The following is a 23711-nucleotide window of genomic DNA, read 5'->3' on the forward strand; positions in this document are numbered from 1 at the left end:
TCCATCCTGTTGCGCCCGGTCGCACCTGCATCGCCGTTACTCCGACAATCGGTCGAGTAATCGCGCCATGAAACCATGACCCGCCTCGAACTGGGCGACGGTGATGAACTCGTTGGGCTGATGCGCCTGGGCGATGTCGCCGGGGCCGCAGATCACGGCGGAGTAACCCGCCTCCTGGAACTGTCCGGCCTCGGTGCCATAGCTGACGACATGACCCGCATTGTCGCCGGTCAGGGCGCGCACCAGCATCTCGGCCTCGCCCTCCGGTTCGGGGACCAGCGGCGGCACGTGGAACTGTTCGGAGAGATCAATCCGCGCCTCGGGATGCACCGCCTGCATCTGCGCCTCGACCTCGCGCACCGCCTCGAAATAGGCGTCGCGCCACCGCTCCTTTGCCTCGCCGGGCACGATGCGAAAATCCATCGCAAAGCGGCAGTCCTTGGCGGTGATGTTATGCGCGGTTCCACCCGAGATCATGCCCACATGGCAGGTGGTCCAGGGCGGATCGAACATCGCCGCCAGCGCCGAAGGCGTCGCCGCGCGGTTTTCGGCATTGCGGTGATTGGCCCAGTCGATCAGCGGCGCGGCGGCCATGATCGCGTTGACCCCGGTATGCATGATCGAGCTGTGCACCTCGAAGCCGACAACACGGGTGTCATAGCCAAAACCGCCCTTGTGCCCGGTCACCGCCTGCATCATCGACGGCTCGCCCACGATCACGGCGCTGCCCTTGGGCAGGTGGTTCTGCATCTCGACGATCATCGGCGGCGCGCCGGTACAGCCGACCTCCTCGTCAAAGCTGAGCGCCAGTTGCAGAGGGCGTTTCAGATCGCGATAGCGCCCCTCGACCAGCGCCCAGATCGCCAGCGCGTCGAAACCCTTCATGTCGCAGGTGCCGCGCCCGAAATACTTGCCGTCGCGCTCGACCACGGTGAACGGATCGCTGTCCCAGGGCTGGCCGTCGACCGGCACCACATCGGTATGGCCCGAGAGCACCACGGCCCCCTCTTCCCAAGGGCCGACATGGGCAAAGAGCGCCGCCTTGTGCGGCTGCTCGGGATCGACCCAGCGATGCGCGGTGATGCCGTGCCCGGCCAGATAGGTTTCGACCCAGTCCACCAGCGGCAGGTTGGTATCGCGGCTGACGGTCGGAAAGGCGACAAGCGCGCCCATGATCTCGACCGGCGACAGGCGTTCAGTCATGGGTCAGTGTCCGCCCTGCCCCGCGAGCGACAGAGCGGCCGCATTGATCGAATCGCGGTCGACCGTATAGCCCGCCCATTCGCCATCCAGCACGTAATGGCCCGGCTCGACCTCGATATAGCGCGAGGGATCGGGGTCGTAGCCGATGGGATGGATCGGCGAGGGAATCGGTTTGAAGTTCAGGTCCTTCTCGGACTTGCGCCGGCGCGGGTCGGCGATCGGCACCGCCTTCATCAGGGCCTGGGTATAGGGATGCTGCGGGTTTTCGAACACGCGCACGCGCGGCCCGAGTTCAACGATGCGACCCAGATACATGACGCCCACATGGTGGCTGACCCGTTCGACGACGGCCATGTCATGGCTGATGAACAGATAGCTGAGCCCCAGATCGGCCTGCAATTCCATCATCAGGTTCAGCACCTGCGCCTGCACCGACACGTCCAGCGCCGAGACCGCCTCGTCGGCGACGATCAGCTTGGGGTTCAGCGCCAGCGCGCGCGCAATCGCGATTCGCTGCCGCTGTCCGCCCGACATTTCATGCGGATAGCGGCGCATGAAGCTGCGCGGCAATTGCACCCGGTCAAACAGCGAGGCGACCCGGTCCACCAGTTCCGAGCCGCTGGCAACATCATAGTTGCGCATGGGTTCGGCCACCTGCTCCAGCAACTGCATCTGCGGGTTCAGCGAGGCGAACGGATCCTGAAAGATCATCTGCATGTCGAGCCGGGCCTTGCGCAGCCCGGCCTGATCCAGCTGCATGATATCGACGCCGTCCAGATTGATCTGCCCCGCCATCGGTTCGACCAGGCGCAGGATCGACCGACCCGCCGAGGATTTGCCACAACCGGATTCGCCCACCAGGCTGAGGGTCTGCCCCTTGTTGAGGGTGAACGACACATCCTCGACCGCATGCACATTGGCCACCGTGCGGCGGAAGAAACCACCCTTGACCGGAAACCGCGTGGTCAGCCCCTTGACCGTCAACAGCGGGGTTTCGGTGCCCATGATCGGCTCGATCTTCTGATCGGCGACCCCCATCAGCTTCATCGGTTCGGGCGCTGCCTTGCCGCGCATTTCGCCCAGCTTGGGCACGGCGGCCAGCAGCGCCTTGGTATAGTCGTGCTGCGGGTTCTCGAAGATTTCCTCGACCGTACCCTCTTCGACCTTGTTGCCACGGAACATCACCACCACGCGGTCGGCCATCTGGGCCACCACCGCCATGTCATGGGTGATGAACATCACCGCGGTGCCGGTCTCGCGCTTCAACCGGTCCATCAGCGCCAGGATCTCGGCCTGAATGGTCACGTCCAGCGCGGTCGTGGGTTCATCGGCGATCAACAGGCGCGGCTCGCAGGCCATCGCCATGGCGATCACCACCCGCTGGCGCATGCCGCCGCTGAGTTCGTGCGGATACTGCTTCAGCCGCCGCTCGGGTTCGGGAATGCGGACCTGCCGCAACAGCTCGAGCGCGCGCGCCTCGGCCTGAGACTGGCTCATGCCCTTGTGCACGCGCAAGCCTTCGGTCAGCTGGCGCCCGACGGTAAAGACCGGGTTCAGCGCCGTCATCGGCTCCTGAAAGATCATGCCGATCTCGTTGCCGCGAATGTGGCGCATATAGTCCTGGTCGGCCGTGGCCAGATCCAGCTCGCCGCCGTCGCGGCGGTCGAACAAGAGTTGGCCACCGGCGATGTCACCGCCGCCGAACTCCACCAATCGCATCAACGACAACGAAGAAACAGACTTGCCAGAGCCTGATTCGCCGACAACACAGACCGTCTCGCCCGGATTGATCTCGAACGAGACATCCTCGACCCCGACAACCGGGCCGTCCTTGGTCTGGAACTCGACTCTGAGCTTCTTGATCTGTGCAATAGGCTGATCCAGCACGCGCGCGCTCCCCTTGGTCGCCCTTTTTGGTTGTTGGCAAACGCTAAGGCCCTCGCGGGGGGGGAGTCAAACCCATTGACCGTTTTCCCGACGGCAAGGCTTGCAATTTTCCAAAACTCTGTTTCGATACGACCCGTAACCGTTCCTGGGGGAGCCTGGTTCTTTCGCGTAGCGCGAATGGATTAGGATTTGTCTTTCAAGGATTTACCCAACGGGCGGCAACACCCAAGCCACGGTTAACCGTGGAAAAAATCACGACACATCCGTGTCCAACAAGGAGTGTAGTATGAAACTCAAGGCCCTTTTGATGGGTGCAATCGCCAGCACGGCCCTCGCCCCGGCAGCCTTTGCCGAGCGTGGTGCGGACGGCAATGTCAGCATCATCTACTGGCAGGCACCCTCGATCCTGAACCCGTTCCTGTCGGGCGGCACCAAGGACGTTGAATCCGCCTCGCTGATCATCGAACCGCTGGCCCGCTACGACGAAAACGGTGGCATGGTGCCCTTCCTGGCGGCCGAGATCCCGACCGTCGAGAATGGCGGCGTGAGCGAGGATCTGACCTCGATCACCTGGAAGATCGCACCCGGTATCAAGTGGTCGGATGGCAGCGCCTTTACCGCCCATGACGTGAAATTCACCGCCGATTACTGCATGCATCCCGAAGGCGGCTGCGCGCAGTTGACCAAGTTCGAAGGCGTGACCTCGGTCGAGGCGCTCGATGACATGACCGTCAAGGTCACCTTCGACAAGCCGACCCCGTTCCCCTATGGCCCCTTCGTGGGTGGCGAAAGCCCGATCATCCAGAAGGCCCAGTTCGAGAACTGCATGGGCGCCAAGGCCCCCGAATGCACCACCGAGAACTTTGGCCCGATCGGCACCGGCCCCTTTGTCGTCACCGAGTTCAAGCCGAACGACGTGATCACGATGAAGGCCAACGACAACTATCGTGACCCGAACAAACCGGCCTTTGCCACGCTGACCTTCAAGGGCGGCGGCGATGCCACCGCGGCCGGTCGTGCCGTGATGGAAACCGGCGAGTTCGACTATGCCTGGAACCTGCAGCTGGCGCCCGAGGTGATCCAGCAGATGCAGGCTGGCGGCAAGGGTACCCCGGTCGCGGGCTTCGGCCCGCTGGTCGAGCGCATCATGCTGAACCAGACCAACCCCTCGCCCGACCTGCCCGAAGGCGAGCGTTCGACCGCCAAGCATCCGCATCCCTTCCTGCAGGATCCGGCTGTCTACAAGGCGATGTCGATGGCCATCGACCGGCCGCTGCTGGTTGAGATCGGCTATGGCCAGGCCGGCAAGGTCACCTGCAACTGGGTTCCGGCACCTGCCGCGGTGAACTCGGACACTTTCTCCTGCGACACCCAGGACATCGAAGGCGCCAAGAAGCTGCTGGATGATGCCGGCATCGTCGACACCAACGGCGACGGCGTGCGTGAAAAGGACGGCGTGCCGCTGAAAGTGGTCTACCAGACCTCGACCAACGCCGTGCGTCAGGACTTCCAGGCGCTGATCAAGGAGTGGTGGGCCGAGATCGGTATCGAAACCGAACTGCGCAACATCAACGCATCCGTGTTCTTCGGTGGTGACCCGGGCTCGCCCGACACCTTCCAGAAGTTCTATGCCGACGTTGAAATGTACGCCAACACCTTCAACGGCACCGACCCGCAGTCCTACCTGGGCAACGGCCTGTGCGACAAGGCCCCCAGGCCGGAAAGCCAGTGGCAGGGTGAGAACATCAGCCGCTTCTGCAACGAAGAGTTCGACGCGCTGCATGCGGAACTCACCAAAACGGCTGGTGCGGATGCGCGCGCGGAAATCGCCAAGCGTCTGAACGACATCATGGTTGAAAACGGCGGCATGATCCCGCTGGTGCACCGTGGTCGTCTGTCGGCCCATTCCAACACGCTGGGCGGCGTCGTCCTGAACGTGTGGGACAGCGAGCTGTGGAACGCAGCCGACTGGCACCGCATCAAGTAACGCCAACACCATTCAGCCGCGTCCCGATCCAACATCGGGGCGCGGCATTCTGGCATCCGTCCCAACAAAAAGACTCGTAAACAAAGGCGCACCCGAATGCTGACCTTCACCATCCGTCGTCTGGTCCTGGCCGTCCCGACGCTTTTGTTCATCAGTCTTGTCATCTTCCTGCTGCTTGAACTCGCCCCTGGCGATCCGATGGCGCAGGTGCCGCTGACGGTGCCGCCCGAGGTCAAGGAAAAGATGCGCGAGGCGCTGGGCCTGGGCCAGCCGCTGCATATCCGGTTCTGGAAATGGATCGTGCAGTTCTTCTGGATCGAGCCACAGGTCCTGATCGACCATTACTTTGGTACAGCCCTTTCCGAGGGCAAGCTGCGGGTGATCTCGTGGCAGACCCGTTCGCCGGTGATGGACATCGTGGTGCAGCGCATCCCCCAGACCCTGTGGGTGGTCGGCACCGCCTATGTGGTGGCCATCATCATCGCCCTGCCCATCGGCATCTATTCCGCCTATCGGCAATACAGCTGGTTCGACCAGCTCGGGACCTTTGTCTCGATGGTGGGCTTCTCGGTGCCCCCCTTCTTCTCGGGCGTGCTGGTGATCGTGATCTTCTCGGTGCAGCTTGGCTGGTTCCCGTCGATCTATGACACCACGCATGTGGTCAACAGTTGGGACAGTTTCGTCTACCAGCTCAAACAGATGATCATGCCGGTAATGGTGCTGGCGCTCCAGATCACGGCACAGCTTTCCCGTTTCATGCGCGCCTCGATGCTGGACAACCTGAACCAGGATTACGTCCGCACCGCCCGCGCCAAGGGGCTCAGCGAATATGTCGTCGTGATGGTCCACGTGCTGCGGAACTCGATGATCCCGGTGGTGACCGTGATCGCGCTGGGCATTCCCTCGATCTTTGGCGGCGCCATCATCACCGAGCAGGTGTTCAAGGTGAACGGCATCGGCCAGCTGCTGATCGGTGCGCTTCAGGCCAACGACCTGCCGATGGTGCAGACCCTGACCTTTATCTTTGCCGTGCTGATCGTCCTATTCAACCTGATCGCCGACGTTCTTTACGGCATCCTTGACCCGCGGATCCGCTATGACTGAGTTGAGCCAACCCCAACCCACCAAACCGCCGCGCAGCCAATGGTATGACGTGTGGGACCAGTTCCGTCAGCACAAGGGCGCGATGATGGGGGCGACCCTGTTCTTCCTGATCGTGGCCGCTGTCTATCTGGGTCCGTATCTTTGGGACCTCGACCCAACCAAGACGGCGATCCGGGAACGCAATCAAGGGCCCAGCCTGGCCCATCCCTTTGGCACCGATCAGCTGGGACGCGATCTGCTCGCCCGGATGATGGCGGGCGGCGCCACTTCTGTCTCGGTGGGGATCACCGCGATGCTGCTGGCGCTGTTCCTTGGCTCTTTCGTCGGCGTGCTGGCCGGGTTCTTTCGCAAGCTCGACGGGCCGCTGATGCGGCTCACCGACCTGTTCCTCGCCCTGCCCCTGCTGCCGCTGCTGCTGGTCATGATGCTGCTGTTCCGCGAGCCGCTTAACGCCGCCTTCGGGCTGGAGCGGGGGATATTCATCCTCATCGTGTCGGCCATCGGCATCACCTCGTGGATGCCCACGGCGCGGATCGTGCGCGGCGATGTGCTGGCGCTGAAAGAGCGGGAATTCGTGCTGGCGGCCCGCTCGATCGGGACCACGAACACGCGGCTGATCACCCGGCATATCCTGCCCAACGTGCTGTCTCCGATCATGGTCTCGGCAACGCTGGGCATCGCCACCGCGATCATCACCGAAAGCGCGCTCAGCTTCCTGGGCCTCGGCTTCCCGCCCGACTTCCCGACCTGGGGGCGGTTGCTGTTCGATGGCGTCGACTATCTGCAACAATTCCCCGAACGGGTGATCTGGCCCGGTATGGCGATCTCGCTGACGGTGCTGAGCGTCAACTATCTGGGCGACGGCCTGCGCGACGCGCTCGACCCGCGCATCCGGGGCCGCTGAGGCAAAAAAGAACGAAAGAAAGGCCGCTCCGATCCGGGGCGGCCTTTTGGTTTCCTGCAACCGGCAAGGCCGGAACAGCATTTTCGAAGCCCCCCTCGCGGACGGGAGAATCTCCCACAAGAGAACGTCAGCACACATTCTGATGTGCTTGATTGTCGTGCATTTTGCCCGCATCTGGGAAAATATTCTCAATTCTCCGTGAGGCTGCCATGTTCGAGTCCCTTGGTTTCGAAGAGACCACCGCAAAAGAGATCAGCGTTCTTCTGGGCCTGATCCTGGGCGTTCTGTTTGGCCTTCTGGCCGAACGGACGCGGTTCTGTTTCCGCCGCGCCGTGGTGGGTGCGGACGCGCGCCAGGCCGCCGGTGTCTGGTTCACCGCACTCGCCACCGCCATCCTGGGCACTCAGGCCGCCGTGGCGTCCGGGCTGATCGGCTTTGCCGATCACCGCCTCCTCGCATCGGACCTGGCGGTTCTGGCGGTGGTGCTGGGCGGGCTGATGTTCGGCGCCGGCATGGTGCTGACACGCGGCTGTATCTCGCGGCTCACCGTGCTGGGCGGAACCGGCAACCTGCGGGCGCTGACAGTTCTTCTGGTCTTTGCCGTAGTGGCCCATGCGATGCTGAAAGGCGTGCTGGCACCGCTGCGCACTACGTTGGGCACCTTCACCATCGACCTGGGCGAGACCGTCTCGCTGGCCGCCCTGCCCGGCGGCGCTGCGCTCTGGACGGCCCTGTTGGCGCTGGCCGCGCTGCTGGTCGCGGCACGCTCGGGCAATCGGGCGCTCCCCTTGCTGGGCGCGGCCCTGATCGGCCTGCTGGTGCCGCTGGGCTGGCTCGGCACCGGCTATGTCCTCTTTGACGAATTCGACCCCATCGCGATGGAGAGCCTCTCATTCACCGCCCCTGCCGCCGATACGCTGTTCTACACCATCGCCTCGACCTCGATCGCGCCCGGTTTCGGCACCGGGCTGGTGGGTGGCGTGCTGCTGGGCGCGCTGGCGGCGGCGCTGCTGTTCGGCAGCTTCCGCTGGCAGAGCTTTGACAGCCCACGCCAGACCGGCCGCTATCTGGCTGGTGCGGCGATGATGGGCATGGGCGGCGTGCTGGCGGGTGGCTGCACCTTGGGCGCCGGTCTGGCCGGTATTCCCACGCTCAGCCTTGCCGCGCTGCTGGCGCTCGCTGCCATCGCGCTGGGTGCAAAACTGACCGATGCGGTGCTTAATGCAGCTTCTTCCGGATCCTCTGGATACCCAGCCACACCAGCCCAACAACCGGCAGAGTGACCAGCGCGATCAAGGTCTTCTTGTCGATCCCGTACCACTCTGACAACGGCAGCAGAAAGGCCGAGACCAATGAGACCGCATAGTAGCTGACCGCGACCACAGACAGGCCCTCGACCGTGTGTTGCAGGCGCAGGGCCAGGTCGGCGCGGCGGTCCATGCTCTCCAGCAGCGCCTGGTTCTGGGCGCTGCGTTCCACATCCACGCGGGTACGCAGCAGGTCGCCGGCCCGGATCGCCCGGTCCGACAAACGCTTCAACCGTTGTTCGGTGGATTTCACCGTCCGCATCGCGGGTTCGTAGCGGCGCAGCATGAAATCGGCAAAGGTCTGGCGCCCGCCGAACCGCTCCTCTCGCAAGGAGCTGATGCGCTGCCCCACGATGGCCTCATAGGCACCGGTGGCGCCCAGACGGAATTCAGCCCGCGCGGCCATGGTCTCCAGTTCGGCAGATGTGGACAGCAATTGCGGCAGCAATTCCTCGGCCGGGTGGTCGCCATCTGTCATCTTGACCATCAGCGCGGTCAACGCGGCATCCAGTTCACCCAGCTTCGGCCCCAGCGCCTTGACCCGGGCAAAGCCCAGCATCGACATCGCCTTGTAGGTCTCGATCTCGCACAGGCGCTGGATGATGCGGCCAATCCGGCGCTCGCCGGTGTCCGGCGCCACAAAGACGGCAAACCGCATGTGGCCCGCCGGGTCGATGCGGAAATCGCCCGCCGCCACCGCGGCCCGGTCCAGCACATGCGCGGCGGCCAGGCTTTCAGGCACGAACCAGTCGGCCAACGCAGCGATGATATCCGCCTCGGGCGGCTGTTCCTCGACCCTGAGAAGGGCCGAGGTCACCCGTTGGCCCGGCGCGGCGGCCAGCCAGTCAGGCGGAAAGACCTCGAAATCGACCGGATCGAAGGGACGCGCGCTGACACCCGTGGCAAAGGCCGTATAGGTCACGAACTCGGTATGGCTCTCCCATTTCAGCCAGTGGCGCCCGATCTGGCCCGCATAGTGCGTGGCCCCCGGCTGTGGATGCGCCGCGCCATGCCGGTCGAGCAGGTCGATCAGATGCGCCCGGTCCGCCTCGCGGTCGCGCCCCACAGCCGCATCCGGCTGCTTCACTGCCAGATAGGCCACCGTGCAGGGCGCGCGCGAAATGGGAAAGGGGCGCGCGTGCAGCTCGTTGGCCAGCGCAAAGCGCAAGGGATGGTCCTGAATGGGCGTCATTGGGGGCTCTCCGGTATTCGCGCACTATACGCGAGCAAGGCGATACAGCAAATATTTATTTATTTCAGGCAGTTACAGGATACATTGGCATACATCCCGCCTCTTGAGCAAGAAAACCCACCGCACGGCCGGCCCGGAAACGAAAAGGGGCGCCGCATGGACGCCCCTTTCCCCAACTGTTTCAGCCGGATCAGTCGATCATCGGCAACAGCTTGTCCAGCGACTGTTTGGCGTCGCCATAGAACATGCGCGTGTTCTCCTTGTAGAACAGCGGGTTCTCGATGCCCGAATAGCCGGTGCCCTGCCCGCGCTTAGAGACAAACACCTGTTTCGCCTTCCAGCATTCCAGAACCGGCATGCCGGCGATGGGGCTGTTGGGGTCTTCCTGCGCGGCCGGGTTCACGATGTCGTTCGAGCCGATCACGATGGCCACATCGGTATCGGGGAAGTCCTCGTTGATCTCGTCCATTTCCAGCACGATGTCATAAGGCACCTTGGCCTCGGCCAAGAGCACGTTCATGTGCCCGGGCAGACGGCCCGCCACCGGGTGGATGGCGAAACGTACGTTCTTGCCCTTGGCGCGCAGCTTGCGGGTCAGTTCGCTGACCGATTGCTGCGCCTGCGCCACCGCCATGCCGTAGCCGGGGATGATGATGACCGAGTCGGCATCGTTCAGCGCCGCGGCCACGCCCTCGGCGTCGATGGCGATCTGTTCGCCCTCGACCTCCATCGCCGGGCCCGAGGTGCCGCCAAAGCCGCCCAGGATCACCGAGATGAACGACCGGTTCATCGCCTTGCACATGATGTAGGACAGGATCGCACCGGACGAGCCGACCAGCGCGCCGACCACGATCAACAGGTCATTGCCGAGGCTGAAACCGATGGCCGCCGCCGCCCAGCCCGAATAGCTGTTCAGCATCGACACCACCACCGGCATGTCGGCGCCGCCGATGCCCATGATCAGGTGATAGCCGATGAAAAGCGCGGCGATTGTCAGGATCAGAAGCGGGAAGAATCCACCCGAGTTCAGATACCAGATCAGGCAGATCAGCGACAGGATGGCCGCGCCAGCGTTCAGCGCATGACCGCCCGGCAGTTTGGTCGCCGCCGAGGTCACCTTGCCCGAGAGCTTGCCATAGGCGATCACGGAACCGGTAAAGGTCACCGCCCCGATCCAGATGCCCAGCGCCGCCTCGACCCGCAGGATGTTGATTTCGACGGCGTCCTTCTTGGCAAGAAGCGCCGCAAAACCTTCCAGTGCCTTCTTTGCACTGTCATCCATGAGCAGAACGCGGCCCAGCTCGAAATGCGCATTGAAGCCCACGAACACGGCCGCCAGACCGACCAGGGCGTGCATACCGGCCACAAGTTCCGGCATCTGGGTCATCTCGACCTTTGACGCCAGCTGAAAGCCGATCATGCCACCAAGCGCGACCAGGATGATCGACAGCCACCACAGGCCCGCGCCGGGCCCGATGAGGGTTGCGAACACCGCCAGTCCCATACCGACAATGCCGTACCAGACAGCGCGCTTGGCGCTTTCCTGGCCCGACAGGCCACCCAGCGAAAGGATGAAGAGAACGGCCGCCACGACATAGGCGGCAGTGGTAAATCCAAAGTCCATAGCCCTCTACTCCTTTAGGATTTCTGGAACATGGCGAGCATGCGCCGCGTCACGAGGAAGCCGCCGAAGATGTTGATCCCGGCCATGAAGACCGACAGACCGGCCAGCAGGATCACCAGGAACGACCCCGACCCGATCTGCATCAGCGCGCCCAGGATGATGATCGACGAAATGGCGTTGGTCACGGCCATCAGCGGCGTGTGCAGCGAATGCGAGACGTTCCAGATCACCTGGAAGCCCACGAACACCGCCAGCACGAAGACGATGAAATGCTGCATGAAGCTGGCCGGGGCCACCAGACCCACCAGCAGCAGCAACAGGCCACCCACGGTCAGCAGCGTCACCTGGTTCTTGGTCTGCGCCTTGAAGGCCGCAACCTCTTGCGCGCGCTTCTCCTCGGGGGTCAGCTCTTTCGGCTTTTCCTTGGACTTGGCCGCAATCGCCTGAACCTTGGGCGGTGGCGGCGGGAAGGTGATGTCCCCCTCGAACGTCACCGTGGCGCCCCGGATCACGTCGTCTTCCATGTTGTGGTTGATCTGGCCGTCCTTTTCGGGCGTCAGATCGGTCATCATGTGACGGATATTGGTGGCATAAAGCGTCGAGGCCTGCGCCGCCATGCGGCTGGGGAAATCGGTGTAACCGATGATGGTGACGCCGTTTTCGGTAACGATCTTCTCGTCCTTGACGGTCAGCTTGCAGTTGCCGCCCTTTTCCGCCGCAAGGTCCACGATGACCGAGCCGGGCTTCATCGCCGCGACCATGTCCTCGGTCCACAGCTCCGGCGCCTCTCGGTTGGGGATCAGCGCGGTGGTGATGACGATGTCCATCTCGGGCGCCAGTTCGCGGAACTTGGCCAGCTGCGCGGCGGCGAATTCCGGGGACGAGACCGAGGCATACCCGCCGGTGGCCGCGCCATCCTGCTGTTCTTCCTCGAAATCGAGATAGACGAACTCGGCGCCCATCGACTCGACCTGTTCGGCCACTTCGGGCCGCACATCGAACGCATAGGTGATCGCACCCAGGCTGGTCGAGGTGCCGATGGCGGCCAGACCGGCCACACCGGCGCCCACGATCAGCACCTTGGCAGGGGGCACCTTGCCCGCGGCCGTCACCTGACCGGTGAAGAAACGACCAAAGTTGTTGCCCGCCTCGATCACCGCGCGGTAACCCGCGATATTGGCCATCGACGACAGCGCGTCCATCTTTTGGGCGCGGCTGATACGCGGCACCATTTCCATGGCGATCACATTGGCGCCCTTGGACTTGGCCGCTTCCATCCCCTCTTCGTTCCCCGCCGGGTTGAAGAAGGAGATCAGCGTCTTGCCCTTGCTCAGCCGCTTCAGCTCGGTCGCATCGGGCTGGCGCACCTTGGCGACGATATCGACCTCTTTCCACAGCGCCGCCGCGGTCTTCACGATCTGAACGCCAGCCGCCTCGTACAGCGCGTCCGAGAAGCCCGCGGCCGCCCCGGCCCCGCTCTCGATCGCGCAGTCATAGCCCAGTTTCTGCAACTGCACAGCGGAATCCGGTGTCATCGCGACGCGGTTCTCGCCCTCGAAAATTTCCTTTGGTGTGCCTATTTTCACCAGTCAGGTCCCCCTATTCGGCCCGGAGATCGGACGCGCCACAGTTAGGTTTGCAAAGCAAAGATGTATCTTGCGCAATTTTATTTCGCAAGCGCAGCATGCGCGACGTTGGGTCCGAACCTGTCATGTCCTATATCCAACGCCGCGTTTTCTGTGCGTATCGGGCAAAATCCGCCCGGAATTGCCGTCGGAGGCGGTTCTCCTCGGGAACAATGAAGCGTTTTTCCAGCAGCCAGGCAAAGACCGGCACCAGCACCAGCGACAGAACCGCGTCAAGATGCAGAATCACGCCGGCCAGAACCAGCACATCGCCCAGATAGATCGGGTTGCGGCTGCGTTTGTAGATGCCGCTCTGTACCATGGCCGAAGGGGCGCGATGGGGAATGATGGTGGTCCGGTGGCGACGGAACTCGACCGCCGCCATCAGCATCAACAGCACCCCGCCCCCGATCAACAGACCGGCAATCAGGTCGGCAAGTCCGCTGTCCAGCGAGAGGCCAAGAGAGAAATAGCGCTGTTGGAGCCAGGCCACGGCAATGAAGGCCGCCAGCCATATCGGCGGCAGGTCAATGCGGTGCATGGCCGTTCCTTTCCGGGCACTCGCCCGAATATCCCCAAGCGTTCATGGCGCACCTCTACCCGGTTGCGACGGGATTTGCAAAAAAACCGACCCGCCTGCGACAATTAGGGAGGCAGCGGCGGCAGCCGTGCCACAACCAGGGCAGATATTCCCGAATTTGGGTCGGATCGGAACGATTGTTCCGCCGCTTACTCCCATTCCATCTCGGCAAAGACACGGCCCGCGTTCTTGGTGGCCAGTTCCTCGAACGTGTCCAGATTGCGCCAGCGCTCCTGATCCACGTAATAGGCGCTGGCCAGGTCACCGCCCTCTTCGATATGGGCGCCGATCTTTTCGCGCAGGTCGACAAGATAGTCATAGGTATAGCGCCGCACCTGATCCAGATTGGTCGGATGCCCATGGCCGGGGATCACATAGGTGGGGGCCAGCGGCTCCATCTTGGTCTCCCAGGTTTCCAGCCAGCAACTGGTGCAGGTATGTTCAAAGATCGGCAGCATACGCTCGTGAAAGGCGATGTCGCCCGCGATCAGGATCTTCCATTCGGGGATCCAGACCTGGATATCGCCCGGATCATGCGCCGGGCCCATATGCATCACCTCGATCGCCACACCCCCCAGCGTCAGGTCATACCGGTCCTCGAAGGTCAGGTTGGCGTGCTCCACCCGTGTACCCTCGGCCCGGTCGCGGTTGTAGTTCTCCATCCCCATCAGGATGAAATCGCCGTTCTGGGTGGTTTCCTCGACCGCGTCCACATGGGCCAGGACATCGACCCCAAGGTCGCGCCAATAGCTGTTGCCCAGCATGGCATGGCCCTGCCCGTTCTCGTTGATGACCAGAACCACGGGTTGGTCGGTGACTTGCTTGATCTCGTCATGCAGCGCAGCGGCCAGCCGGGCCGAGGCCCCGGCATTGATCACCACCACCCCCTCATCCGTGACGATGAACGACAGGTTGTTGTTATGTCCGGCATTTTCATAGGTCGGTGGCGCGGTGGCGCCGATGGCCGAGAAGACATGCGGAATGACCTCGACCGGTTTGGAGTAAAGCTCGGACTGCGGATACTGGTCGGCGATATCCTCGCTGGCCGCCGCCGCGGTGGCGGCAAAGATCAGCGTCGTGCCCAGAAATCGTGTCATGTCACTCTCCTCCCAATGAATCATTCATATGTTTGCATAGGACGGAACGGAACGATACGGAACCCCTTGTCACAGGGTAGCGCGCCGATAGGCTGATCCGGCGAACAGGGAGGACCCGCAATGCATCTGAACGGCAAACATGCGCTGGTGACCGGTGGCGGCACCGGCATCGGTCTGGCGATTGCGCAGGCGCTGGCCGCCGAGGGCGCCCAGGTCACCATCACCGGACGCCGGGCCGAGGTGTTGGAGCAGGTGGCAACCGAGGGGCTGCATCCGCTGGCAATGGACGTGCGCCACGAAGAGGAGGTTGTCACCGGCATTGCCCGCGCGGTCGAGGCACGCGGCCCTGTGCAGATCTGTGTCGCCAATGCCGGCATCGCCGTGGGCAAGACCCTGCAAAAGACCGACATGGCGTTCTGGCGCGATATCATGGCGACCAATCTCGATGGCGCTTTCCTGACCATCCGCGAAAGCCTGCGTTCGATGCTGGAAACCGACTGGGGCCGGGTGATCACGGTCGCCTCGATTGCCGGGCTGCGCGGCGCCCCCGGCGCGGGCGCCTACGCGGCCTCCAAACACGGCATGATCGGGCTGACCCGGACCTACTCGGAAGAGTTCATGGGAACGCCCTACACGTTCAACGCGCTTTGCCCCGGATATGTCGACACGCCGATCGTCGAGCGCAATACCGCCTCGATCTCGCAACGCACCGGCATGGCAGCCGATGACGCCCTGCAACTGATGGTGAACCAGAACCGGCACAAGCGGCTGATCGCCCCCGAAGAGGTGGCCGCCGCCGCCCTGTGGCTGGTGCGCCCCGGTTCGCAGAGCATCAACGGCCAGTGCATCGAGATTGCCGGCGGTCAGACCTGAGCCGGTATCGCATTTTGGCGCGGGCGGTTTCCAAAACAGAATAGCGCCCGCACAGATCACTGTAACCGTTTGTTTTCAAAAACATCCCTTCGACGCAGGGCAGAGATGCCCCGCGCCCCTGCCCCCTTGCGCATGGGCAATTTCCCCAACAAAAGCTGGACAGACCGGGCGGCGATGCGTATCCCTGCCCCAGATGCTTTAGGCTTAAAATATCCATGTGAGGACTCATGACCGACTTTGCCGCCACCAAGGCCATGTTCGACCTGCCCCAGGGGGTGCTCTATCTCGACGGCAATTCGCTGGGACCGCTGCCGCGGGCTGCGGCCGCGCGGGTACAGCAGGCGGTGACCGACGAATGGGGCCAGATGCTGATCACCGGTTGGAACAAGGCCGGATGGATGGCGCAGCCCAGCGAGCTGGGAGACCGCATCGGTCGGCTGATCGGCGCCGAACCGGGTCACGTGGTCACCGGCGACACCCTGTCGATCAAGGTCTATCAGGCGGTTGCCTCGGCGCTGGAACTGAACCCGGACCGCAAGGTGGTGTTGTCGGACAACGGCAACTTTCCCACCGACCTTTACATGGTCGAGGGGCTGCTGCGCTCGATGGGTCCGGGATACGAGTTGCGCGTGGTCGCCCCCGAAGAGGTCGAGGCGGCGATCACCGACGAGATCGCAGTGCTGATGCTGACCGAGGTCGATTACCGCACCGGGCGCAAGCATGACATGGCGGCGCTCACCGCGCGCGCCCATGCGGCGGGCGCGTTGACGGTCTGGGATCTGGCCCATTCCGCCGGGGCGCTGCCGGTCGATCTGGCCGGATGCGGCGCCGATTTCGCGGTGGGTTGCACTTATAAATACCTCAACGGCGGCCCCGGCGCGCCCGCCTTCATCTATGTCGCCCCCCGCCATGCGGAGCAGGTGCGTCCGGCGCTGTCGGGCTGGCTGGGTCATCAGGCGCCGTTTGCCTTTGACCTCGACTATCGCCCCGGCGCCGGAATCGAGCGGATGCGGGTCGGCACCCCGCCGGTGATCCAGATGGCGGCGCTGTCGGCAGCGCTCGATGTCTGGGACATGGCCGATATGGCCGACGTGCGCGCCAAATCCATCGAACTGACCGAGATGTTCATCGCCGGGGTCGAGACCACCTGCCCCGATCTGGAACTGGCCAGCCCGCGTGACCCCGCCCAGCGCGGCAGTCAGGTCTCGTTCCGCTTTGCCGATGGCTATGCCGCCATGCAGGCGCTGATCGCGCGCGGTGTGATCGGCGATTTCCGGGCGCCCGATATCATGCGGTTCGGCTTTACCCCGCTGTTCATCGACGCAGGCGATGTCGAGGCCGCCGTGGCGATCATCGCCGATGTGATGCAGAACCGGCTGTGGGACAAACCGGAATACAAGACCCGCGCCCGTGTGACCTGAGCGCGGATTACCCGCGCATAAGCCCGGCGCCGAGGATCTGCGCCAGTTGCGCGATGCGGGTCTGATAGGTCGCAAAATCGGGGGTCGTCATCTTGACCCCTTTCAGCGCGGCGGCGATGGTCGCCGCCACCTCGGGCGCCGGCCCCGACAGCATGACCCGCCCGGCGGTCGCCTCGCGCGTCAGCCAGTCGGCATAAAGCGCGCAAAGCCCGGCCTCGCCCGCCTCGACGATATCAGGCGCGGTCGAGCTGCCGGCATCCAGCAACTCCACCCCATGCGGGGAGTCAAGCAAGGCCATCACCGTTTGCCCATGGGCGGCAAAGGCGCGTTCCAGCACCTCGGGCACAGCGCCGCCTGCGCCCAGCGCGGCGGCCACCGCCTCGGCGGTCAGGTCATAGCAATACTGGACCACGGCGCGAAAAATCGCCTCTTTGTTCTTGTAATACAGATAGACCGCAGGCCGCGACATGCGGGCGCCGCGGGCTATGTCGTCCATCGAGGTCTTGCGGAACCCATAGGCGGCAAAGACCTGCCAGGCAGAGTCGAGGATCGCTTGTTGCTTGGGGTCGATAACGTCGTCTTTCATGTCCGACCTCTGACAGTTTTTCGCGATTTTGTCAATTGACACTCTGACAAATAGCGCTAATTTTGTCAGAAACTCATCTGACAGCCATCAGCACAGCAAAGCGAGGACCACAATGGCCACTTCCCTGACCGTCAACGGAGAAACGCATCGGGTCGACCTGCCCGACGATGTCCCGCTCTTGTGGGTGCTGCGCGACGAGATCGGACTGACCGGTACCAAATTCGGCTGTGGTGTCGCCGCCTGTGGCGCCTGCACCGTGCATATCGACGGCGAGGCGGTGCGCAGTTGCCAGGTGTCGCTGGGCGATGTCTGGGGCCAGGTCACCACGATCGAAGGCACCGGCACGCCCGAGGCGCTGTCGGTCCTGCAACAGGCCTGGGTCGAGCATCAGGTGGCGCAATGCGGCTATTGCCAGTCCGGCCAGATCATGCAGGCCGCCGCGCTGCTGGCAGAGACCCCCGCCCCCAGCGACGCCGAGATCGACGACGCGATGCAGGGCAACCTGTGCCGCTGCGGTACCTATCCCCGCATTCGCGCCGCCATCCACGGCGCCGCCGCCAAGCTGCAGGAGGTCTGATCCATGGCCCGCATTGGCAAGATCGTTCGCCGTACCTTTCTGATCGGTTCCGCCGCCATCATCGGCGGCGTGGCTTTTGGCGCCTATTACGTCTCGCGCCCTGCCCCCAACCCGTTGAAGCCCGGCCTGGGCGAGGCGGCGCTCAACCCCTTTGTGCTGATCGACCAGCAAGGCGTCACGCTGTTTGCCCCGCGCGCCGAGATGGGTCAGGGGGTGATGACCACCTGGGCCGCGCTGATCGCCGAAGAGCTGGACGTGATCCCCGATCAGGTGCGGGTGCTGCACGGCCCGGCGGCAGCGGCCTATTACAACAGCGCCCTGATGGGCGACGCCCTGCCCGGCAAGGGTTATGACACCTCGAATTTCCAACACAGCCTGGGCGAGGCGCTGGGGGTGATCGGCAAGGTGCTGAGCCTTCAGGTGACCGGCGGTTCGACCTCGATGAAGGACGGGTTCGTGCGGATGCGCGAGGCCGGCGCCAGCGCCCGCGAGACCCTTAAACAGGCCGCTGCCAACCGGCTGGGCGTGGCGCGCGATACCTTGCGGACCGAGGCGGGCGCGGTGATCGCCCCCGATGGCAGTCGCATCCCCTATCCCGAGCTGGCAGAGGACGCGGCCAAGCTGGACCCGGTCGAGGCGCCGCTGCGCGACCCGTCGGAATGGCGCTATCTGGGCCGCACCCTGCCCCGGCTCGACATGGTGGCCAAATCCACAGGCACCGCCGAATTCGGGGTCGATGTGCGACTGCCGGGGATGAAATTCGCCAGCGTGCGGATGAACCCCAATCTGGGCGGCGGCATGAAAGGTTTTGACGACAGCGCCGCCCGCGCCATGCCCGGGGTGGAACAGGTGGTCGATCTGGGCACCGGTGTGGCGGTCATCGCCTCCAACACCTGGCTGGCGATGCAGGCGGTCGAGGCGATCGCGGTCGAGTGGGAAGCGGCGCCCTATCCGCCCGAAACCGACGCCATCTTTGCTCAGATTGCCCGCGCCTTTGACGACAGCCCCAACTCGACCATGCGCGACGACGGCGATGTCACCACCCTGCCCGAGGGCGCGACGGTGATCGAGGCCGAGTACAGCGCCCCCTACCTGGCCCATGCCACGATGGAGCCGATGAACGGCACCGCGCTTTACACCGGCGACCGGGTGGAGTTCTGGGGCGGCAACCAGGCGCCGACGATCATCCAGAGCAAGATCGCCGAGACCGCGGGCCTCGAGACCGAGGCGGTCGAGGTGCACACCACCTATCTGGGTGGCGGTTTTGGCCGCCGGGCCGAGTTCGATTTCGGCGTGATCGCCACCCGCGTCGCGATGGCCTTGCCCGGCGTGCCGGTGCAGACCACCTGGAGCCGTGAAGAGGACATGCGCCACGATTTCTACCGCCCCGGCGCGCTGGCCCGGATGCGCGGCGCGGTCAAGGATGGCAAGGCAGTGATGATCGACGGGCGACTGGCCACGCAATCGCCCTCGCGCCAGGCGATGCAGCGGGTCACGGGGATGCCCGGCGCCGGCCCCGACAAGGTGCTGGTCGAGGGGTTCTTCAACCAACCCTATGCGGTACCCAATTACCGGATCAGCGGCCATATCGCCGAACTGGCGGTTCCCGTCGGCTTCTGGCGTTCGGTCGGTAACAGCCATAACGGGTTTTTCCACGAGACCTTTGTCGACGAAATGGCCCATGCGGCCGGGCGCGACCCGCTGGAGTTCCGGCTGGAACTGATGCGCGCCGAACACGCGCCCTCGGCCGGGTGCCTGGAGGCGGTGCGCGAGATGTCGGGCTGGACCGGCAAGACACCCGAGGGTGTCGGACGCGGCGTTGCCTTTACCTATAGTTTCGGCACCTCGGTCGCGCAGGTGATCGAAGTGGTCGACGAAGACGGCACCATCCGCATCGCGCGCGCCTGGATCGCCTGCGATATCGGTCTGGCGCTCGACCCCGAAACGGTCAAGGCGCAGATGTTCGGCGGCATGGTCTATGGCCTGTCGGCGGCGGCCCATGGCAAGATCACCTTTGCCGGTGGCGCGGTCGAACAGGGCAATTTCCCCGATTACGACGCCCTGCGCATGCACAACACGCCGCAGGTCGAGGTTCGCGTTCTGGAAACAAACCGCCATATGGGGGGCGCGGGCGAACCCGGCACGCCCCCCGCGATGCCCGCCCTGGGCAATGCCTTGTTCGATCTGACCGGCAAACGTGTGCGCAGCATGCCCTTTGCCGAGCATTTCAACCTGCTGGTCTGACCCTGCACCTCGCCCGTATCCGGTCGGATACGGGCGAAACTCACCACAATTTTACCCAAATTTGTTTCCAGATCGGACAAAATCCGACCCCGGATTTGCCACGCCCCCTCTCTATTCCTGACCATGACGGCAAAGGTTTCGACCCAGCCGCAGCATGAACAAGGAACAGGCGGTCCCAGGCCGCGATTGAGGTGAACCCATGCCCAGCGGCTATCTCGTCACGCTCGGAGTCGATCAGGACCTGTCGCTTGCCGCCAGCATCGGCGGCGCGCTGGTCAATTTCACCACCGCCCAACTGATCGGCACCGGCGAATGGGCCTGGACGGGGTCAGTCGGCAGCACCTCGTACAACAACGAACTGGAAACCGGCCAATATTACCTGGCCACGGACGGAAACCTGTACTTCGTGCCCGATCTGGGCCCGGTCGGCACGTTGTCCAGCGCCGAGCCGGTGGCAGCACCCTATTTCTCGCCCTTCAACAAGGTTCAGGGCACGACCAACGACGACCTGATCGACGATACTTATGTCGATAACAACGGCAACTCGGTCGACAGCGGTGAGGGTACCGGCCCTGACGGCAATGGCGATCAGGTCTTTGCCTCCAAGGGGAACGACACCGTCGATGCGGGCCTCGGGAACGATATCGTCTATGGTGGCAGCGGCGATGATGACATCCAGGGCGGCGACGGCGATGACCTGCTGTATGGTGACGGTCAGGGTGGCAGCACCGAATCCCTGAACTGGTTCGCCGAAGGCACCGACGGCACCGACCTTTCGGCCGGTTTCACGCAGGCGACCGGACGTATGAACGTGTCGGTCAGTTTTACCGATGATGGTAATAACAGCCCGGCTTTCGAGGTCGATACCGGTGAAGAAAGCTATGTCCGCAGCGGCGAGACGCAGTCCGAGTTCTCTTCTCTCTATCTTGCCGGACAAGGCCGCGGAGCAACCTCGACGACCCGGATAGAGTTTGCAGCCCGTACCGATTTCGATGTCGAAAACGAAGTCGAGAACGTGATGTTCCGCATCAACGATATTGACTGGGCCAACCGCAATCACCGCGATATTCTCGAGGTCAATGCATATGACGCCAACGGCAATCCGGTTGCCGTCACCCTTACCCCTACCGGCGCGGGCACCAGCCCCGACACTGTCTCGGGCAATACGATTACTGCCGGGAGCCAGTCCGACAGCGCCCTGGACGAATCCGGGTCCGTCCTCGTCGAGATTGCCGGACCGGTTCAAGCGATCGAGATCGTCTACTCAAACACACTCAACGGAACTCAGGCCGTTTGGGTCAGTGACGTCTACTTCGACACGCGCGTCCCACAGGACGGCAACGACACGATCGACGGCGGCAGCGGCGATGACACGCTTTCGGGCCAGGGTGGTGACGATCTTCTGCTTGGCAATACCGGTGCCGATCAGGTGTTCGGCGGCGATGGCAACGATACCATCGAAGCCGCACAGGGAGACGCAGCCGAAGGCGGTGCGGGCGATGACCTTTTCATCCTCACCGAGCTTGGCGAAGCGGGCAGCGGCACCATCTCGATCATCGGGAACGAGGAGAACGAGATCAATGGCGACACGCTCGACCTTGGAGGCGTCGCCGACCGTAACACCCTGAACCTGACCACCAACCTGCCCGGCGAACTGGCCGGCACGGTTGAACTGACCGACGGCACGCTGGTCACCTTTTCGAACATCGAGAATATAATCTGCTTTACTCCCGGAACGCTGATCGCCACCGCCCATGGCCCGCGCGCGATCGAAACGCTGCGTCCGGGTGACCTGATCGTCACCCGCGACAACGGCCTGCAACCGCTGCGCTGGGTCGGCAGCCGCGCCGTGGCCGCCAAGGGCAAACACGCCCCGATCCAACTGGACCCGACCCTGTTGCAGGGCGCCAGCGCCCCCCTGCTGGTGTCGCCCCAGCACCGGATGCTGTGGACGGGATCACGGGCTCAGATGTATTTCGGCGAGAGCGAGGTTCTGGTGGCCGCAACCCACCTGCTGAGCAGCCCGGCAGCACGCCGGATCGAAGGTGGCAACGTCACCTATATGCATCTGATGCTGGACCGGCACGAGGTGATCTATGCCAACGATGCCGCGACCGAGAGCTTCTTTCCCGGCGACGAGGGTCTGGACGCACTCAGCGACCGGTCCCGGCAGGAAGTCTTCGACCTGTTCCCCGAACTCCGCAGCCACGCCGGTGCCTTTGGCGATACCGCGCGGCTCTGCCTCAAGGCGCATGAGGCGCGCATTCTGGCGGCGTAAGCGGTGATGCGCTGCCTAATCCGGTAAACAACGATCAGAGCAGCAACCAAGCGCAGAGCAAGCACACTGCCAGCTTCGCAAACGGGCCGAAGCTGCCGTCCGACCGTGGTTGCCGTTGCTGCGGGTGCGGGTGCCGCTCGTGAGAGAAACCATCCGCTCCGGCGGCAAGTTGCAACAGCACTTGCAGGTTGGCAACGCGCCAAGGGCATACAAATCGACTTTGCGTCAAAGGCCCTGTGGCCAGCAAATCTTCAACCTCACGCGGGCTCAGCGCAAACCGATGGTTCGCCCGGACTGCATGGCCGATAATCGAGCGTGGGAAACCGAATTCCATGAAGCTGGAGAGATCAGACAGATTCAGCAAAGCTCGGCGCCATGACCGAACGACAGTACCGACAACCTGACGATACCAGCCAAGCTACAGGTATTGGCACCTCTGGACTTCTTGGTGCCTCTGGCGGGCGGATTGCTCGGGTGCTGTCGCGCGCCATACAAGCGCGGCGAGCCAATGACGTTCCTATGGGGCTGCGCCCCTGAATGCCTGGCGTTCAGGTTTCGCTGTCCCTGGCTGCAAAATGTTCTGAAACGGCCTCAGCTGTCTGCAAGTCAAGAAGGTCGGCCCTGTCGGCAAGGACCTCGGCATAGTAGGGAATGTTCAATAGCCGCTCTTCCCTTGGCTCAGACACCTGCATCGCATTGTAGCCGGTCTGATGGAAATAGGTGACATAGGCTCGAACCTGTGCGGCCCGACCAGTGAATCCCATTGCCAGAAATACCTGATGCAGTTGCTGGATCCTGAGCGCCTCGATTTCTTTCAGTACTTCGGCCGTTCGCTTTGAGCTATGTGCCCAGTCCCGGATCGCGTTGTCATATTGGGGTATGTATTCTTCCTCTTTCAGCAGCACGCCCACATAGGCGAGGTACTGCTCCCAACCGTCATCGCCTGCGGCCTCGATCGCTCTCGTGAACGGTGCGGTATTGCGTTGTGCCCAGTCCTGCCGCACGTCTTCCAGAAGCTCTTCGAGATTGGCGAATTGCCAGTAGAAGGCCCCGGTTGTTGCGCCCAACTCTTCTGCAAGTTGGCGCAGGCTGATACCGGCGATGCCCTTTTCTATCAGCATCTTGCGCGCAGCCGCAATCCAGCTTGCCTTGTCTAGGTTCCTGTCTTTCCTCGGTTTTCGCTCCGCCATGCCAGCTCCTGTTGCCGGACCTGGGGGCGCCC

General features: G+C 63.5%; 19 protein-coding genes. 9 read left to right on the top strand and 10 right to left on the bottom strand.

All coding sequences use genetic code 11. The features are described 5' to 3' along the window. Positions 1-36: 36 nt before the first annotated feature. Together argE and MB818_RS06135 are read right to left on the bottom strand one after the other, a co-directional pair. Entirely contained in the window at positions 37-1203 is a 1167-nt protein-coding gene (gene argE / locus MB818_RS06130) for an acetylornithine deacetylase (RefSeq protein WP_234138941.1), read from the bottom strand. Positions 1204-1206: 3 nt separating this feature from the next. Continuing rightward, the gene (locus tag MB818_RS06135) at positions 1207-3090 is read right to left on the bottom strand and encodes an ABC transporter ATP-binding protein (protein WP_238904421.1); all 1884 of its coding nucleotides are present in this window, start codon (positions 3088-3090) and stop codon (positions 1207-1209) included. A gap of 286 nt (positions 3091-3376) precedes the next feature. Here MB818_RS06135 and MB818_RS06140 point away from each other — a divergent pair, with 286 nt between their 5' ends. The 4 genes from MB818_RS06140 (at position 3377) to MB818_RS06155 (ending at position 8368) form a co-directional block, all read left to right on the top strand. After that, positions 3377-5077, top strand: coding sequence for a peptide ABC transporter substrate-binding protein (locus MB818_RS06140; RefSeq protein ID WP_238904423.1), 1701 nt, complete (start codon positions 3377-3379; stop codon positions 5075-5077). A 96-nt stretch (positions 5078-5173) separates the two neighbouring features. Beyond that, positions 5174-6181: an ABC transporter permease gene (locus tag MB818_RS06145; protein WP_234138938.1), complete on the top strand. Its 1008-nt coding sequence runs from the start codon at positions 5174-5176 to the stop codon at positions 6179-6181. Continuing rightward, the gene (locus MB818_RS06150) at positions 6174-7085 is read left to right on the top strand and encodes an ABC transporter permease (RefSeq protein WP_234138937.1); all 912 of its coding nucleotides are present in this window, start codon (positions 6174-6176) and stop codon (positions 7083-7085) included. The genes MB818_RS06145 and MB818_RS06150 overlap by 8 nt, the downstream gene beginning before the upstream one ends. A 209-nt stretch (positions 7086-7294) precedes the next feature. Further along, positions 7295-8368, top strand: a complete 1074-nt coding sequence (locus MB818_RS06155) for a YeeE/YedE thiosulfate transporter family protein (protein ID WP_238904425.1) — start codon at positions 7295-7297, stop codon at positions 8366-8368. Here the strand turns inward: MB818_RS06155 and MB818_RS06160 are convergent. The 5 genes from MB818_RS06160 to MB818_RS06180 form a co-directional block, all read right to left on the bottom strand. Continuing rightward, entirely contained in the window at positions 8304-9584 is a 1281-nt protein-coding gene (locus MB818_RS06160) for a DUF3422 family protein (RefSeq protein ID WP_234138935.1), read from the bottom strand. The genes MB818_RS06155 and MB818_RS06160 overlap by 65 nt on opposite strands. Before the next feature lie 190 nt (positions 9585-9774). After that, the gene (locus tag MB818_RS06165; protein ID WP_234138934.1) at positions 9775-11208 is read right to left on the bottom strand and encodes an NAD(P)(+) transhydrogenase (Re/Si-specific) subunit beta; all 1434 of its coding nucleotides are present in this window, start codon (positions 11206-11208) and stop codon (positions 9775-9777) included. A gap of 14 nt (positions 11209-11222) precedes the next feature. After that, positions 11223-12794 carry a Re/Si-specific NAD(P)(+) transhydrogenase subunit alpha gene (locus MB818_RS06170; protein WP_234138933.1) on the bottom strand — a complete coding sequence of 524 codons (1572 nt, stop codon included), beginning with the start codon at positions 12792-12794 and terminating at the stop codon, positions 11223-11225. A gap of 130 nt (positions 12795-12924) precedes the next feature. Then, the gene (locus MB818_RS06175; protein WP_238904427.1) at positions 12925-13374 is read right to left on the bottom strand and encodes a methyltransferase family protein; all 450 of its coding nucleotides are present in this window, start codon (positions 13372-13374) and stop codon (positions 12925-12927) included. Positions 13375-13562: 188 nt separating this feature from the next. Beyond that, positions 13563-14510 carry an MBL fold metallo-hydrolase gene (locus tag MB818_RS06180; RefSeq protein WP_234216973.1) on the bottom strand — a complete coding sequence of 316 codons (948 nt, stop codon included), beginning with the start codon at positions 14508-14510 and terminating at the stop codon, positions 13563-13565. 120 nt (positions 14511-14630) lie between these two features. Here MB818_RS06180 and MB818_RS06185 point away from each other — a divergent pair, with 120 nt between their 5' ends. Together MB818_RS06185 and kynU are read left to right on the top strand one after the other, a co-directional pair. Further along, positions 14631-15383 (top strand): SDR family NAD(P)-dependent oxidoreductase, encoded by a 753-nt coding sequence (locus tag MB818_RS06185; RefSeq protein ID WP_234143471.1) that lies wholly within the window; start codon positions 14631-14633, stop codon positions 15381-15383. 227 nt (positions 15384-15610) lie between these two features. Next, on the top strand, positions 15611-16804 hold the full coding sequence (kynU, locus tag MB818_RS06190; RefSeq protein ID WP_238904429.1) for a kynureninase: 1194 nt from the start codon (positions 15611-15613) through the stop codon (positions 16802-16804). Between the two features lie 7 nt (positions 16805-16811). On the opposite strand, the gene MB818_RS06195 is transcribed toward kynU, so the two are convergent. Beyond that, positions 16812-17390: a TetR/AcrR family transcriptional regulator gene (locus MB818_RS06195; RefSeq protein ID WP_234143469.1), complete on the bottom strand. Its 579-nt coding sequence runs from the start codon at positions 17388-17390 to the stop codon at positions 16812-16814. A gap of 112 nt (positions 17391-17502) precedes the next feature. Between MB818_RS06195 and MB818_RS06200 the strand changes: the two genes are divergently transcribed. From MB818_RS06200 to MB818_RS06210, 3 genes are all read left to right on the top strand, one after another. Further along, complete coding sequence (locus MB818_RS06200) at positions 17503-17967, top strand: (2Fe-2S)-binding protein (protein ID WP_238904431.1); 465 nt, start codon at positions 17503-17505, stop codon at positions 17965-17967. 3 nt (positions 17968-17970) lie between these two features. After that, positions 17971-20211, top strand: a complete 2241-nt coding sequence (locus MB818_RS06205; RefSeq protein WP_238904433.1) for a xanthine dehydrogenase family protein molybdopterin-binding subunit — start codon at positions 17971-17973, stop codon at positions 20209-20211. Between the two features lie 199 nt (positions 20212-20410). Then, positions 20411-22489, top strand: coding sequence for a Hint domain-containing protein (locus tag MB818_RS06210; RefSeq protein WP_238904435.1), 2079 nt, complete (start codon positions 20411-20413; stop codon positions 22487-22489). Between the two features lie 34 nt (positions 22490-22523). Here MB818_RS06210 and MB818_RS22125 read toward each other — a convergent pair whose 3' ends face one another. Together MB818_RS22125 and MB818_RS06220 are read right to left on the bottom strand one after the other, a co-directional pair. Continuing rightward, a complete protein-coding gene (locus MB818_RS22125; RefSeq protein WP_439653276.1) occupies positions 22524-22853 on the bottom strand; it encodes a hypothetical protein in 330 nt (109 codons plus the stop codon). Between the two features lie 184 nt (positions 22854-23037). After that, entirely contained in the window at positions 23038-23679 is a 642-nt protein-coding gene (locus tag MB818_RS06220) for a TetR/AcrR family transcriptional regulator (RefSeq protein WP_234143464.1), read from the bottom strand. Positions 23680-23711 lie beyond the last annotated feature (32 nt).

It is taken from the genome of Ruegeria alba (assembly GCF_022321465.1).
GTDB lineage: Bacteria > Pseudomonadota > Alphaproteobacteria > Rhodobacterales > Rhodobacteraceae > Ruegeria_B > Ruegeria_B alba.

Coding starts and splice junctions, on each gene's coding strand:
- MB818_RS06185 (WP_234143471.1), top strand. CDS start 14,631: ATGCATCTGAACGGCAAACATGCGCTGGTGACCGGTGGCGGCACCGGC.
- MB818_RS06155 (WP_238904425.1), top strand. CDS start 7,295: ATGTTCGAGTCCCTTGGTTTCGAAGAGACCACCGCAAAAGAGATCAGC.
- MB818_RS06220 (WP_234143464.1), bottom strand. CDS start 23,679: ATGGCGGAGCGAAAACCGAGGAAAGACAGGAACCTAGACAAGGCAAGC.
- MB818_RS06175 (WP_238904427.1), bottom strand. CDS start 13,374: ATGCACCGCATTGACCTGCCGCCGATATGGCTGGCGGCCTTCATTGCC.
- MB818_RS06205 (WP_238904433.1), top strand. CDS start 17,971: ATGGCCCGCATTGGCAAGATCGTTCGCCGTACCTTTCTGATCGGTTCC.
- MB818_RS06180 (WP_234216973.1), bottom strand. CDS start 14,510: ATGACACGATTTCTGGGCACGACGCTGATCTTTGCCGCCACCGCGGCG.
- MB818_RS06200 (WP_238904431.1), top strand. CDS start 17,503: ATGGCCACTTCCCTGACCGTCAACGGAGAAACGCATCGGGTCGACCTG.
- MB818_RS06140 (WP_238904423.1), top strand. CDS start 3,377: ATGAAACTCAAGGCCCTTTTGATGGGTGCAATCGCCAGCACGGCCCTC.
- kynU (WP_238904429.1), top strand. CDS start 15,611: ATGACCGACTTTGCCGCCACCAAGGCCATGTTCGACCTGCCCCAGGGG.
- argE (WP_234138941.1), bottom strand. CDS start 1,203: ATGACTGAACGCCTGTCGCCGGTCGAGATCATGGGCGCGCTTGTCGCC.
- MB818_RS06165 (WP_234138934.1), bottom strand. CDS start 11,208: ATGGACTTTGGATTTACCACTGCCGCCTATGTCGTGGCGGCCGTTCTC.
- MB818_RS06150 (WP_234138937.1), top strand. CDS start 6,174: ATGACTGAGTTGAGCCAACCCCAACCCACCAAACCGCCGCGCAGCCAA.
- MB818_RS06160 (WP_234138935.1), bottom strand. CDS start 9,584: ATGACGCCCATTCAGGACCATCCCTTGCGCTTTGCGCTGGCCAACGAG.
- MB818_RS06195 (WP_234143469.1), bottom strand. CDS start 17,390: ATGAAAGACGACGTTATCGACCCCAAGCAACAAGCGATCCTCGACTCT.
- MB818_RS06145 (WP_234138938.1), top strand. CDS start 5,174: ATGCTGACCTTCACCATCCGTCGTCTGGTCCTGGCCGTCCCGACGCTT.
- MB818_RS06210 (WP_238904435.1), top strand. CDS start 20,411: ATGCCCAGCGGCTATCTCGTCACGCTCGGAGTCGATCAGGACCTGTCG.